The following is a 13,997-nucleotide window of genomic DNA, read 5'->3' as shown; positions in this document are numbered from 1 at the left end:
TCGAGGTGGGGTCGCTGGCGCAGAGTCAGGTTTGCGTCAGTTCGAGCGATGTCACCATTCGTCCGGGTTGTAGACACGCTGCGTGGCATTGGCGGGTGTGACATGGAGGGATCGAGGTGGATTTCCGACGAAGATCGGAATTCACGGAATGCGAACTCAACTCACTGGCCAGCGCTGGACGTTGCGCGGTCGCACCCGTCTCGATCACCGATCGGAGTAACCGAACGGACGTACGGCGGATCTCAGCCAGCGCTCAGGCTCGGGGCCGTACCGTGTGCCGCATGAGATCGCCGTCGCCGGCCGCGTGGTTCCGGCGTGCCCTGCCCACCCGCCGTCGCGCGATCGCCGCGACGGCGGTCGTCGTCCTGCTGGCCGCCGCCGTGACCTGGGCGGTGTGGCCGCAGGGATCGGGGGTACGCACCGAGAGCGCGATGCTCACCGTCCGCTCTGGACCGGCCGGTGACCAGCCCGTCGACCTGGACACCACCCTGTACCTGCCGGACGACGCCTCGTCCGGACGGAAGGTGCCGGCCGTGCTGCTGGCGCACGGGTTCGGCGGCACAAAGGATTCGGTGCGCTCCGACGCGGAGGAGTTCGCCGGGCGCGGGTACGCGGTGCTCACCTGGACCGCGCGGGGCTTCGGTCGCAGCGGTGGTCAGATCCACCTGGACAGCCCGGACTACGAGGTACGCGACGCGCAGCGGCTGCTGGACTGGCTGGCCGACCGGCCCGAGGTGCGCACCGACGCTCCTGGCGATCCGAAGGTAGGCGTGGTCGGCGGCTCGTACGGTGGCGCGCTGGCGCTGCTGCTGGCCGCCCAGGACCGGCGGGTGGACGCGATCGTCCCCATGATCACCTGGAACGACCTGTCCCGCGCGTTCCTGCCGGAGAGCACCGGCGGTTCGCCGACCGAGGGCGTGTTCAAGAAGGGCTGGGCGGGCCTCTTCTTCGGCGGGGGCGGCAACGTGGGCAGCGGCCCGGCCGGGCTTTCCGGGACGACAGCCGCCCAGCCGGAGGGCGCACCCGCGTCGGCCGGACCGCCCAGCCCGGGGCCGGGCAGCGGGCCGGGCACCGGTCCGGGTGGCGCACCGTCCGGAGCGGCCGACCCTGCGTGCGGCCGGTTCGCCGCCGACATCTGCGCCGCGTACCTGCGGATCGCCACCACCGGCCAGGCCGACCAGGCCGCCGTGGACCTGCTGCGCCGGTCCAGCCCGGCGGGCGTGCTGGACCGGATCACGGCACCCACCCTGCTGGTGCAGGGCGAGGCGGACACTCTCTTTCCCCTGGGCGAGGCGGACGCCAACGCCAAGGGCATCGCCGCCGCCGGCACCCCGGTGCGGGTCGCCTGGTTCACCGGCGGTCACGACGGCGGCGCTGGCCCCCGCTCGGATTCGGACCGGGTGAAGTTCCTGACCGTCCAGTGGCTCGACCACTACGTCAAGGGCGAGGGCGACGCGCCCGGTGACGACTTCACCTGGTCGCGCATCGCCGGCTTCGACGCGCTCGACAGGGGTCTGGTCGCCACCGGCTTCCGCGCCACCGACTATCCGGGCCTGGACGGCGACAGCCGCCGAGAGGTCACCGTCGCCGGCCCGCCGCAGCCGATCGCGAACCCGCCGAACGGCAATCCGGCGGCGATCTCCTCGATCCCGTTCGCCGGCGGGCTCACCTCGCTGCTCGGCGGGGTGGCCGGCGACGTTCCGGGCCAGCACGCCCGGTTCGAGTCGACGCCGCTGACCGAGGCGGTGGACGTGGCGGGCGCGCCCACAGTCACAGTGCGGGCCGCGTCGCCGACCGGCGAGGCGGTGCTCTTCGTCAAGCTCTACGACGTCGACAAGGACGGCGCCGCGACCCTGTCGAACGGGCTGGTCGCGCCGGTCCGGCTCACCGGTCTGCCGGAGCAGGTGCAGGATGCCCGCCCGGTCACCGTGACGCTGCCCGGCATCGTCCACCGTGTCGAGGCCGGACACCGGCTGCGCCTTGTGGTCGCCACGTCCGACCAGGCGTACACCACTCCGGCCGAGCCCACCGTCTACACGGTTGCGGTGGACGGCGCGGTGAGCCTGCCCACGATCGACGGAGAGGCGATCCCCACTGCCGCGACCGTGTGGCGCTGGGTGCTCGCCGGCCTGCTCGCGGCCATCGCGATCGGGCTCGTCGTGGTCGTCGCAGTGGTCCGCCGCCGCCACCGCCGCCAGGACCGCTCGGTGCATCCGGAGTACGCGGACACGCCGCTTGCCGTGCGCGCCCTGCGCAAGGAGTACGCGGACGGCTTCGTGGCCGTGTCGAACGTCGACTTCGAGGTGCATCCGGGGCAGGTGGTGGGCCTGCTCGGGCCCAACGGGGCCGGTAAGACCACGACCCTGCGGGTGCTGATGGGGCTGACCCAGCCGACCGCCGGTGAGATCTACGTCTTCGGTCGGCGGCTGGTGCCCGGCTCACCGGTGCTCTCCCGCATCGGCGCGCTCGTGGAGGGGCCCGGTTTCCTGCCGCACCTGTCCGGCCTGGACAACCTGAAGGCGTACTGGCGGGCGACCGGGCGGCCGTGGGAGGACGCGCACTTCGACGCGGCGTTGGAGATCGCCGGGCTGGGCGACTCGGTGCACCGGAAGATCAAGAACTACAGCCACGGCATGCGCCAACGACTGGCGATCGCCCAGGCCATGCTCGGGTTGCCCGAGTTGCTGGTGCTCGACGAACCGACGGACGGGCTCGACCCGCCGCAGATCGCCGAGATGCGCCGAGTCCTCCAGCGGTACGCCACCGACGGGCGCGCGGTGCTGGTCTCCAGTCACCTGCTGGCCGAGGTGGAGCAGACCTGCACCCACGCGGTGGTGGTGAACAAGGGCCGGATCGTGGCGTCCGGGCCGGTGGAGGAGATCGTGGGGGAGTCGCCGAGCGTGCTGTTCGATGTCAGCGACCCGGTGGCGGCGCGGCAGGTGCTGGACGGCCTGCACGGCGTACGGGTGCTGCCGGAGAGCGACGGGCAGTTGGTGGTCGACACCAACGGCACGGCCCGCAGCGAGGTGGTGGCCGAGCTGGTACGCGCCGGCATCGGAGTGGACCGGGTGGTGCCCCGGCGCCGCCTGGAGGACGCGTTCCTCGCCCTGGTGGGCGAGAACTCTCGGGGAAGCGGTGACCGGTGATGGCTGGCTCTTCCGTCGACACGCCGTCGGGCGTCACCGATCCGGCCGGTGCGGCCCGGGGCTACCGGCCGTCGGCCACCATGCCGTTCGCTGCGGAGTTCCGCCGGCAGGCGTCCCGGCGGCGCACCCAGCTGGCGCTCGGGTTCATGGTGCTGCTGCCGCTGATCATCCTGATCGCGTTCCAGTTCGACTCGGGCGGTGACGACGACAACGGCCGCAACGAGTTCTCCAGCCTGGTCGAGCTGGCCACCTCGGGCGGGCTCAACTTCACCCTGTTCTCGATCTTCGTGTCGGCGTCGTTCCTGCTGGTGGTGGTCGTCGCGCTGTTCTGCGGCGACACGGTGGCCAGCGAGGCGAGCTGGGGGAGTCTGCGCTACCTGCTGGCCGTCCCTGTGCCCCGTGCCCGGCTGCTCACGGTGAAGCTCGTGGTCGCGCTCGCGTACTCGGGGCTGGCCCTGCTCCTGCTGGCCGGCACCGCGCTGGTGGCCGGCACCCTGCGCTACGGCTGGTCGCCGCTGCGCAGCACTGTCGCCGCCGAGCTGGAGCCGACCGAAGGGCTGCTCCGGCTGCTCGCCGTGCTCGGCTACCTGGCGGTCGTACTCCTGGTGGTGGCGGGGCTGGCGTTCCTGCTGTCGGTGACGACGGACGCCGCGCTCGGCGCTGTCGGTGGCGCCGTGCTGCTGTGGATCCTGTCCAGCATCCTGGACCAGATCACCGCCCTGGGGGCTCTGCGCGACTTCCTGCCCACCCACTTCAGCACCGCCTGGTTGGGGCTGCTCTCCACCCCGGTGCAGACCGACGACGTGGTGCGCGGCTGCATCTCGGCGATCTGCTACGCGACGCTGTTCTGGGGGCTGGCGTTCTGGCGGTTCACCCGCAAGGACATCACGTCGTAGCGGCCACCTGACGCCACCGCTCGATCGACTCGCTTCCTGGGGCGTCGGTCGGGTGGGATGCGCGATTTCCGGGAAGCCGGAAACGTGCCGCCGCAACTATCGACGAGGCCGACAGGGTGTACGGACCGCGCGCGGAACGGTACCGTCGGTTGCGGGAGCGCTCCCACAGGAGGCGATCACGCCCGGCTTGTTCCGAGCAGGGATTTTCCCACTAGCAAGGAATCTATTAACTTCGATGGATTCATGCTCCATGATGGGTGGTATCGATATCCATCTATGGGAGGTTCCATGAACGTCTCTCGGCTCGGCGGGCCGATCCTGTCCCTGTTCCGCATCGTGACCGGCCTGCTGTTCGCGCTGCACGGCCTGTCCTCGATCTTCGGGTTGTTCGGCGGCAACCCCGTGACCGGCAAGGCGATACCCCTCGGCACGTGGCCAGGCTGGTGGGCCGCGCTGATTCAGCTGATCTGCGGTGCGCTGGTGCTTGTCGGTCTCTTCACCCGACCGGCCGCGATTCTCGCCTCCGGTTCGATGGCGTACGCCTACTTCGTCGTGCACCAGCCGGACGGCCTGCTGCCGCTACAGAACGGCGGTGAGTTGTCCGCGCTCTTCTGCTGGTCCTTCCTGCTGGTCGCGGTGCTCGGCCCAGGCTCCTGGGCGCTCGACTCGCTGTTGGCCCGGCGTCGCCCCGCCACTCTGACCGCGCCGATCGCCGAGCCCACTTCGGTACCGGTCTGACCGCACTCCCACCGCGCGTCGCCGGGGCCTCGACGAGGCGGCCCCGGCGACGCGCCGTGCTCGTCACCCGTCCTGGCCTGGTCGGTTAGCTCACAGCGTGGGATCAGCGCTGGATGCGACGGCCGCCGGTGCCTAGAATCGGCGGCACAACTGAATACCTCATCCAGAGGGGCTGAGGGATACGGCCCGACGACGCCCCGGCAACCACCCCGCGCGCTCACCGCTGAGCGACCCGTGGGGCAGGTGCCAATTCCGTCCCTGCCGCACCGTGCGATGCGGGGAAAGATGAGAGGACTCTCGACATGACGTCGACGCTCGCCGCCTCCGGCATCGACACCTCCGCCAGCCCCGCCCGCGCCCTGGTCTGCCGCGCCTGTTCGGCCCGCTACCCGCTCGCCGCGCAGCACGCCTGCTACGAGTGTTTCGGCCCGCTGGAGGTCGACTACGACACCGCCGCCCTAGCCACCGTCACCCGCGAGCAGATCGAGGCCGGCCCGAACAACATCTGGCGGTACGCCGCGCTGCTGCCCGCCGGTCAGGACCCGGCCACCCGGGTCACCGTCAACCCCGGTCTGACGCCGCTGGTGGCGGCCCCGCACCTCGCCGCCGAGCTGGGCATCACCGCGCCGCTCTGGGTCAAGGACGACAGCGCCAATCCCACCCACTCGTTCAAGGACCGGGTCGTGTCGGTGGCGCTCACCGCCGCCAAGGCGCTCGGCTTCACCCGGTTCGCCTGCGCGTCGACAGGCAACCTGGCCAACTCGGTGGCCGCGCACGCCGCCCGGGCCGGGGTGCCCTCGATTGTCTTCATCCCCAGCGACCTGGAACAGGGCAAGGTCATCACCACCGCCGTCTACGGCGGCGAACTCGTCGCCATCGACGGCTCGTACGACGACGTGAACAGGCTCTGCGGCGAGCTGGTCGAGACCGACGAGTTCGAGGACACCGCGTTCGTCAACGTCAACGTCCGGCCGTACTACGCGGAGGGCTCCAAGACCCTCGGCTACGAGGTCGCCGAACAGCTCGGCTGGCGGATCCCCGCCCAGGTGGTCATCCCGATGGCCAGCGGCGAGCTGCTCACCAAGATTGACAAGGCGTTCTCCGAGCTTGTCGAGATCGGCCTGGTCGAGGCGCCGGCCGGTGGCTGGAAGGTCTTCGGCGCCCAGTCGGCCGGCTGCAACCCGATCGCCTCGGCGCTGCACGCCGACACCGACACCATCACCCCGGTCAAGCCGACAGGCATCGCCAAGTCCCTCAACATCGGTGACCCGGCCGCCGGCCTCTACGCGCTGGAGGCGGTCCGTCGCACCGGCGGCTGGATGGAGTACGTCGACGACGACGAGATCCGTGCCGGCATCCGCGACCTGGCCCGCACCACCGGGGTCTTCGCCGAGACCGCGGGTGGCGTCACCGTGGCGGTACTGCGCAAGCTTGTCGAGTCCGGTCGGCTCGACCCGACGGCCGAGACTGTCGTGTTCAACACCGGCGAAGGGCTGAAGACCATCGACGCCGTGGCCGGTCAGGTCGGCCCGACCCACCACATCAAGCCCTCTCTGCGCGCCGCCCGCGACGCCGGTCTCCTCGGCTGACGTCCACCGCCGGTCGGGGGCGGGGGATCGCCCGGACGGGGGATCGGGCCGATCCGCCCTGTAACTGGCTTTTCGCAGTGAGTGTAGAAAACCCGCCGCTGCGGACTTGACGACAGGAACCGGACGGCGCAAGATGCTCCGTGCGGGAGGGCATTTCGCCGGAGACTTTTGAAGTTCTTGCGACCCAACGCCGGAGGCGTTGTGCGAGTGTCCCTCCCGACCACGTCCGATCGGGCCACCGGATTAATTCGGTGGCCCGATCGCTTTTCCCGGTGACAGGCTCGCCGGCATGAGCATCACGATCGCGTCCTTCGACGGCGCCGACCGGGCCGCTGTCGACGAGGCGTACCGGATCGGCGCGGCCGCCAACGACGTCGACATGCCGGACTTCCCGCCGTTCTGCCGGCGTCGCTTCGACGCGCTGTTCCACACGCCGATGCCCGGCACCGAGTCGCTCTGGGCGCTGGCCCGGCTGGACGGCGTACCGGCCGGCTACCTGCAACTGGACCTGCCCCAGCTCGACAACACCGACAACGCGACAGTCGAGCTGACGGTGCATCCCGAGCTGCGGCGTCGCGGCGTCGGCCGGGCACTGCACGAGTACGGGGTACGCCTGCTGCGCGAGCACGGACGCAAGCGGGTGGTCGGGATGACCGTCTCCACGATGCCCGACGGGCCGCCCCGATCAGTGGCGGGTGACGCGTTCGCCGCCACGATAGGAGCCCAGGCCGCGCTTGTCGACGTGCGTCGCCGACTCGACATCGACAGCATCGACCGGGTCGCGCTGCGCGCTGCGCTCGCCGAGGCCCACACCATGGCCGAGGGCTATCAGTCCGTCACCTGGCAGGGTGCGACCCCGACGGAGTACCTGGCGGACATCGCCTATCTGGACGGCCGACTGCTCATCGACGCGCCAATGGGCGACGTGCAGTGGGAGCCGGAGCAGGTCGACGCCGAACGCATCCGGGGCACCGACCGGGCGTTGGAGGCCAGGGGCCGGCGGCGCTACCACCTCGGGATGCGACACGAGGCGTCCGGTCGGCTTGTCGCCTGGACCCTGCTCGACGTGGGCGCCAGCGCAGACTGGCACGCCTTCCAGCAGATCACCATCGTCGACCCCGCTCACCGTGGGCACCGGCTCGGTCTGCTCGCCAAGATCGAAAATCTGCATCACCTGCTCACCCACGAGCCGGCGGTACGCGTCGTCGACACCTTCAACGCGGCAAGCAACAGTTACATGGTGGCGATCAACGAGCGGCTCGGCTTCCGCCCGGTGGACTCCTGGAACAACTGGCAGCTCACCCTCTGACGGGCGATCGGCGCTACTGCTCGTGCGGGGTCCTCAGGCATGATGGCGGCATGACGGAGACCCCGCATCCCCTGTACGACAGGCACGCCGACACCCTCAACCGTGCGCTGACCGCGATCACGGAGCGGGGCTACTGGTCCGCGTACCCAGAATCCCCAAGCCCCCGGGTGTACGGCGAGACCGCCGCCGCCGACGGCAAGGCCGCCTTCGAGGCGTACCTCGGTGGGGACTTCCCCCTCGACCAGCCCGGCACGGGCCGGCGGATCTCCACCGAGGCGAGCCCGTTCGGTGTGGAGTTGGCCGTGCGCTACCCGCACGCCGGCACCGACGAGCTGATCAGGGCTGCCTCGACGGCGCTGCCGGCCTGGCGTGACGCCGGCCCGCAGGCCCGGGTGGGCGTCTGCCTGGAGATCCTCGACCGGTTGCACAAGCACATCTTCGAGCTTGCCAACGCTGTGCAGTTCACCAGCGGGCAGGCGTTCGTGATGGCCTTCCAGGCCGGCGGCGCGCACGCGCTGGACCGGGCGCTGGAGTCGCTGGCGTACGCGTACGCCGAGATGACCCGGCACCCGCAGACGGCCGGTTGGGAGAAGCCCGCGGGCAAGGGCGACCCGCTGCGGATGACGAAGACCTTCCACGTGGTGCCCCGTGGAGTGGCGCTGGTGATCGGCTGCAACACCTTCCCGACGTGGAACTCGTACCCCGGGCTGTTCGCCTCGCTCGTCACCGGCAACCCGGTGATCGTCAAGCCGCACCCGCGCGCGGTGCTGCCCCTGGCCGTCACAGTGAAGTACGCCCGGGAGGTGCTCGCCGAGGCCGGCTTCGACCCGAACCTGATCCTGCTGGCCGCCGAGGCGCCTGGCGAAAAGCTAGCCAGCGACCTGGCCCTGCACCGGTCCGTGAAGATCGTCGACTTCACCGGGTCCACCGAGTACGGCGACTGGCTGGAGACGCACGCCCGGCAGGCGTCGGTCTACACCGAGAAGGCCGGGCTGAACACGGTGGTGATCGACTCCACCGACGACTTCGCCGGCATGTGCCGCAACCTCGGCTTCACGCTGACCCTCTACAGCGGCCAGATGTGCACCACCTCGCAGAACATCCTCATCCCGGCCGGTGGCATCGAGACCGACCAGGGCCACAAGAGCTTCGACGAGGTGGCCGGCGGCATCGCCGCGGCGGTCGGCAAGCTCACCGCCGACCCGGCGCGGGGCGTCGAGCTGACCGGCGCCATCGTCAACGACGGCGTGCTGGAGCGGCTGGCCGAGGTGACAAAGGTCGGCGAGCCCATCCTGGAGTCGCGGGCCGTCGCGCACCCGTCGTACGCCGACGCCGTGGTGCGTACCCCGACGATCGTGAAGCTGGCCGCGGACGACGCGGACACCTACGGCCGGGAGTGGTTCGGGCCCATCTCGTTCGCCATCGCGACCGACTCCACGGCGCACAGCCTGGAGCTGATGCGCCGGACCGTCGGCGAGAAGGGCGCGCTCACGGCGGCGGTCTACTCGACCGACGAAGCAGTGCTGGACGCCGCCGAGGCGGTGGCCGTCGACGTCGGGGTGCACCTGTCCTGCAACCTGACCGGTGGGGTTTTCGTGAACCAGTCCGCGGCGTTCTCCGACTTCCACGGCAGCGGGGCGAACGCGGCGGCCAACTCGGCGCTGACCGACGGGGCTTATGTCGCCAACCGGTTCCGGGTGGTGCAGTCGCGGCGTCACGTCTGATTGTGGTTGCGGTTGGGGTTTCCGGGGCAGCCCGACCCGCTCCGGGCGGTCAGGCTTGATCCCTGCGCGGGTCGGGCTGCCCCGGAAACCCTTTGTGGGCACGCTTGTCGAAGCCTGCTTGGGTGGTCAGATCAGCACGCGGTTTTGCAGTGGCAGTTTGGCGGGGCGGCGCATCTGTAGTTCGGTCAGGGCCGGGATCGTGGGGTGGGGCACGCGTACCCCGGTGTCCTTGAAGCCCAGCCGCTGATAGGCGCGACAGGCGCGGTCGTTGCCGACCACCACCTCAAGCATCAACTCCGGCCGACCGCAGGCCAGCGACCAGGCCGCCACCTCGTCGATCAGATCACCGAGCAGGCCGCTGCCCCGCCAGGTCGGCGTGACATAGACCGCGTAGATCACTGTCAGGTCGGCCTCGCGCGGCGCCACAGTGCCACCGGCGTGCCCGACCAGCCGACCTCCGGGATCGGCGACGAACTGCGCGGTGTCGGACCCGATCGAGGTGTACGCGATCCGGGCCGCGTACTCGGCGTGCGGCCGGGCCGCCGCTTCCGCCAGGGTCTCCAGGAAGGCCAACGGCGCGTCGGCGAGCATCTCCAGGCGCAGGGCCCGCATCCGGCCGGCATCCTCCGGCCGGACCCGACGGATCTTCGCCTGTCGAACGGCGGCCGAGTCGGTGTCGGTGGTCATGTCTGCATGCCTACCACAGGGGCAGAAGCCGTTTTCCGGACCGCGCCTGGCCCGTTCCCACCTGGATCCTCGGCACGCCCACGCGCATCCCGCGGTGGTTGATCAGGGTCGGCAGCGGCCACCTGCGCAACGACGGGCGTAAATCAAGCGGGGGTTGTCGCCACCGTCAGGCGTGCTGAGGGAAGGGTCAGGAATATGCCCGATTTGTGGTCGTGCGCGGCCGTCACTCCTCGTGTAGCGTGCGATTTCGGTCACCCCCTTCAGCGGCCGTCGTCGATCGCTGAAGCGGTGGGCCGGAGGCGTCCGGCCCTGCCGTGCGCCGGGGCCAGGCAACGCCGCGCAGAGTGAGGAAGTGCACCGTGGCACAGGGCACCGTGAAGTGGTTCAACGCCGAAAAGGGCTACGGCTTCATTGCCGTCGACGGCGGTCAGGACGTGTTCGTCCACTTCTCCGCGATCGAGATGGACGGCTACAAGGCGCTGGACGACGGTCAGCGGGTGGAGTTCGAGATCGCCCAGGGTCAGAAGGGTCCGCAGGCCGAGCACGTGCGCGTCGTCGCCTGAGCGCAGCCCCGCACCCCATCCGCCCGGCCGGGCGCTGAATCGTGCCCGGTCGTCGGCGGGTCGGGGCTGCGCCGACGAAGCCCACCCGGGAAGATCGTGAACCGTTCCAGCCAATGCTGAGGAGGGTTCATGACTGACCAGCCGCCCCCGCCCAACCCGCCCATCGGGCCGGGGGAGCCGGGTCCGTCCGATCCGCTCCAGCCCGGTGCGACGCCCACATCCGGCGCGTACCCCGGTCAGCAGCCCGGGTGGGACGCCGCCCAGGGTGGCTGGGGCCAACCGGCAGGTCAGCTGCCCGCCGGCCCGCCGCCAGGGTGGGGTGCCCCGCAGGGTGGGTGGGGTCAGCCGGCGGGCTGGGGTGACCCGCAGGCGGGCGGGGGTTCGCAGGTCGGTCCGCCGCCGCAGGGCTGGGGTGACCCGCAGGCCGGCTGGGGTCCGCAGGCCGGTCCACCCCCGCAGGGCTGGGTCTTCCCGCCCACCGGCGGCTACCCGCCCGGCGCTGGTCCCTACGGCGGCCAGTACTGGTATCCGGGGCCGCAGGTCGGCTGGTACCCACCCGGCATCGACCCCAACGACCCGCTGGTCACGCCACCGGGTGCCGGTCTTCCGGGCTGGCTTCAACGGTTCAACGGCGGGCTGCGGCGGGGCTGGCGGCAGTTGGTGCCGATTCTGCTGCTCACCCAGGTGCTGCCCGCAGCCGCCCTGGCGATCATCTCGCTGGCCCTGGACCCGTCAGCCGGGTGGGACACGCAGCCCCCTGACCCGGCTGCCGGGCTGCCGGACAACTTCGGTACAGAGCTGTTGACCTTCGCCGTGGTGCTGATCGTCGGCAGCCTGCTCATCGGTGCGGTGCAGGCCATCGGGTGGGCCGCAGGCAGTTGGGTGATCACCCAGCAGGCCGCCGGCAGGCCGGCCAGCCTCGACGCGGCGCTGGGGTACGGCGTACGCCGGGCGCTCGGCCTGTGGGGCTGGACGCTGGTGACGGGCCTGCTCGTCGGCGTGGGTATCTGTCTCTGCGTACTGCCCGGCATCTATCTGGCGTTTGCGCTGAGCATGGCCGGCCCGGTCTACCTCTTCGAACGGCAGAACCCGATCGGCCGGTCGTTCCGGATGTTCCACGACCGGTTCGGGATGATGCTCGGCCGGGTGGCGCTGGTGGGCGGCGTGGTGCTCGTCGTCAGCTTGATCTCCGGTGCCCTGGAGTCGGTGGGCACCGCCCCCTTCGGTACGGATCCATTCGGGTCGCCGGGCTCCGCAGTGGGCGTGGTGGTCGTGATCGCGGTCACCTCGGTCCTGGCCCTGCCGGCCTACCTCGTCCAGCTGGTCGGCCTGCTGGTCACGTACACCGAGCAGCGGGCCCATGAGGGGCCGGTGAACAGCGCCGGACTGGCCGCGGAACTCGGCTGAGCGGCCCCATCGTGCTTGCACTCGGCAGGTGAGAGTGCTAAAAAAGGCATTGGCACTCGCACACTGTGAGTGCCAATGGTCGGGACGGTGGGGCCAGGTTGCACCGGTGTGGAGACACCGGGGCGGCACATGGCCGGTCGTCGCGGGCTATCCGGCCCGGCCGAAGGACGTCGTCGTCGCCAGGTGGCGACGTCCCAAGGTGCGTACACCAGGCGGCCCATCCGGGGCACAATCTCGGGTGGCCCGTGAGTGTCCAGGAGGACAACGCCGTATGGCCAAGATGATCGCGTTCGACGAAGAGGCTCGCCGCGGCCTCGAGCGAGGCATGAACCAGCTCGCCGACGCCGTAAAGGTGACCCTCGGCCCGAAGGGCCGCAACGTGGTGCTCGAGAAGAAGTGGGGTGCCCCCACCATCACCAACGATGGTGTGAGCATCGCCAAGGAGATCGAGCTCGAGGACCCGTACGAGAAGATCGGCGCCGAGCTGGTCAAGGAGGTCGCCAAGAAGACCGACGACGTTGCCGGTGACGGCACGACGACGGCGACCGTCCTGGCCCAGGCTCTGGTTCGCGAGGGTCTGCGCAACGTGGCCGCTGGCGCCAACCCGATGGCCCTGAAGCGGGGCATCGAGGCTGCTGTCGCGAGCGTCTCGGAGGAGCTGTCCAAGCTCGCCAAGGACGTCGAGACCAAGGAGCAGATCGCCTCCACCGCCTCCATCTCCGCCGGTGACAGCACCGTCGGCGAGATCATCGCCGAGGCGATGGACAAGGTCGGCAAGGAAGGCGTCATCACCGTCGAGGAGAGCAACACCTTCGGGCTGGAGCTTGAGCTCACCGAGGGCATGCGCTTCGACAAGGGCTACATCTCGGCCTACTTCATGACCGACCCGGAGCGCATGGAGGCCGTCTTCGACGACCCCTACCTCCTGATCGTCAACAGCAAGATCTCGTCGGTCAAGGACCTGCTCCCGATCCTCGAGAAGGTCATGCAGTCGGGCAAGTCGCTGCTGATCATCGCCGAGGACATCGAGGGCGAGGCCCTGGCCACCCTTGTCGTCAACAAGGTCCGGGGCACCTTCAAGTCGGTCGCCGTCAAGGCGCCGGGCTTCGGTGACCGCCGCAAGGCCATGCTCGCCGACATCGCCATCCTCACCGGTGGTCAGGTCATCAGCGAGGAGGTTGGCCTCAAGCTCGACGCCGTCGGCCTCGACATGCTGGGCCGCGCCCGCAAGGTCGTGGTGACCAAGGACGAGACCACGATCGTCGACGGTGCCGGTGACGCCGAGCAGATCCAGGGTCGGGTCAACCAGATCCGGGCCGAGATCGACAAGAGCGACTCCGACTACGACCGTGAGAAGCTGCAGGAGCGGCTGGCCAAGCTGGCCGGTGGCGTCGCGGTGATCAAGGTCGGCGCGGCCACCGAGGTCGAGCTCAAGGAGCGCAAGCACCGCATCGAGGACGCCGTTCGCAACGCGAAGGCGGCCGTCGAGGAGGGCATCGTCCCGGGTGGTGGCGTCGCGCTGGTGCAGGCCGGCAAGACCGCCTTCGACAAGCTGGACCTGGTCGGCGACGAGGCGACCGGTGCCAACATCGTCAAGGTCGCGCTGGACGCCCCGCTGCGGCAGATCGCCGTCAACGCCGGCCTCGAGGGCGGCGTCGTGGTGGAGAAGGTCCGTAACCTCGAAGCGGGTCACGGCCTCAACGCCGCCAACGGCGAGTACGTCGACCTGCTGGCCGCGGGCATCATCGACCCGGCCAAGGTGACTCGCTCGGCGCTGCAGAACGCCGCCTCCATCGCGGCGCTCTTCCTCACCACCGAGGCTGTTGTCGCGGACAAGCCGGAGAAGCACCCGGCTGCCCCGGCTGGCCCGGGTGGCGGAGAGATGGACTTCTGAGTCCAGTTCCGACACGGAACGGGGCGGGCCGCTGACGCGGTCCG

General features: G+C 70.4%; 10 protein-coding genes and 1 riboswitch. Of the genes, 9 read left to right on the top strand and 1 reads right to left on the bottom strand.

The window, feature by feature from the left end:
* The first annotated feature begins 281 nt into the window (after positions 1–281).
* The 6 genes from ADK66_RS11875 to paaN all read left to right on the top strand — a co-directional run bounded on the left by ADK66_RS11875 (position 282) and on the right by paaN (position 9,402).
* Positions 282–3,146: an alpha/beta fold hydrolase gene (locus tag ADK66_RS11875; RefSeq protein ID WP_053654351.1), complete on the top strand. Its 2,865-nt coding sequence runs from the start codon at positions 282–284 to the stop codon at positions 3,144–3,146.
* Complete coding sequence (locus tag ADK66_RS11870; protein ID WP_053654349.1) at positions 3,146–4,042, top strand: ABC transporter permease; 897 nt, start codon at positions 3,146–3,148, stop codon at positions 4,040–4,042. The genes ADK66_RS11875 and ADK66_RS11870 overlap by 1 nt, the downstream gene beginning before the upstream one ends.
* Positions 4,043–4,330: 288 nt before the next feature.
* A complete protein-coding gene (locus ADK66_RS11865) occupies positions 4,331–4,780 on the top strand; it encodes a DoxX family protein (RefSeq protein WP_053654347.1) in 450 nt (149 codons plus the stop codon).
* A gap of 156 nt (positions 4,781–4,936) precedes the next feature.
* Positions 4,937–5,072, top strand: a riboswitch (SAM riboswitch).
* A 10-nt stretch (positions 5,073–5,082) separates the two neighbouring features.
* On the top strand, positions 5,083–6,369 hold the full coding sequence (thrC, locus tag ADK66_RS11860) for a threonine synthase (protein ID WP_053654345.1): 1,287 nt from the start codon (positions 5,083–5,085) through the stop codon (positions 6,367–6,369).
* 289 nt (positions 6,370–6,658) lie between these two features.
* The gene (locus ADK66_RS11855) at positions 6,659–7,678 is read left to right on the top strand and encodes a GNAT family N-acetyltransferase (protein ID WP_053654344.1); all 1,020 of its coding nucleotides are present in this window, start codon (positions 6,659–6,661) and stop codon (positions 7,676–7,678) included.
* 50 nt (positions 7,679–7,728) lie between these two features.
* On the top strand, positions 7,729–9,402 hold the full coding sequence (paaN, locus tag ADK66_RS11850) for a phenylacetic acid degradation protein PaaN (RefSeq protein ID WP_053654342.1): 1,674 nt from the start codon (positions 7,729–7,731) through the stop codon (positions 9,400–9,402).
* A gap of 126 nt (positions 9,403–9,528) precedes the next feature.
* Here the strand turns inward: paaN and ADK66_RS11845 are convergent, their stop codons facing one another.
* Positions 9,529–10,089 (bottom strand): GNAT family N-acetyltransferase, encoded by a 561-nt coding sequence (locus ADK66_RS11845; RefSeq protein WP_053654340.1) that lies wholly within the window; start codon positions 10,087–10,089, stop codon positions 9,529–9,531.
* 359 nt (positions 10,090–10,448) lie between these two features.
* Here ADK66_RS11845 and ADK66_RS11840 point away from each other — a divergent pair, with 359 nt between their 5' ends.
* From ADK66_RS11840 to groL, 3 genes are all read left to right on the top strand, one after another.
* Positions 10,449–10,652 carry a cold-shock protein gene (locus ADK66_RS11840; protein WP_053654337.1) on the top strand — a complete coding sequence of 68 codons (204 nt, stop codon included), beginning with the start codon at positions 10,449–10,451 and terminating at the stop codon, positions 10,650–10,652.
* 129 nt (positions 10,653–10,781) lie between these two features.
* Positions 10,782–12,059: a hypothetical protein gene (locus ADK66_RS11835; RefSeq protein WP_053654336.1), complete on the top strand. Its 1,278-nt coding sequence runs from the start codon at positions 10,782–10,784 to the stop codon at positions 12,057–12,059.
* Positions 12,060–12,330: 271 nt separating this feature from the next.
* Positions 12,331–13,953, top strand: a complete 1,623-nt coding sequence (gene groL / locus ADK66_RS11830; RefSeq protein ID WP_053654334.1) for a chaperonin GroEL — start codon at positions 12,331–12,333, stop codon at positions 13,951–13,953.
* The last annotated feature ends 44 nt before the right edge of the window (positions 13,954–13,997 follow it).

The organism is Micromonospora sp. NRRL B-16802, from assembly GCF_001279555.1.
Lineage (GTDB): Bacteria > Actinomycetota > Actinomycetes > Mycobacteriales > Micromonosporaceae > Micromonospora > Micromonospora profundi.
This window is presented reverse-complemented; position numbering and strand designations above follow the sequence as displayed.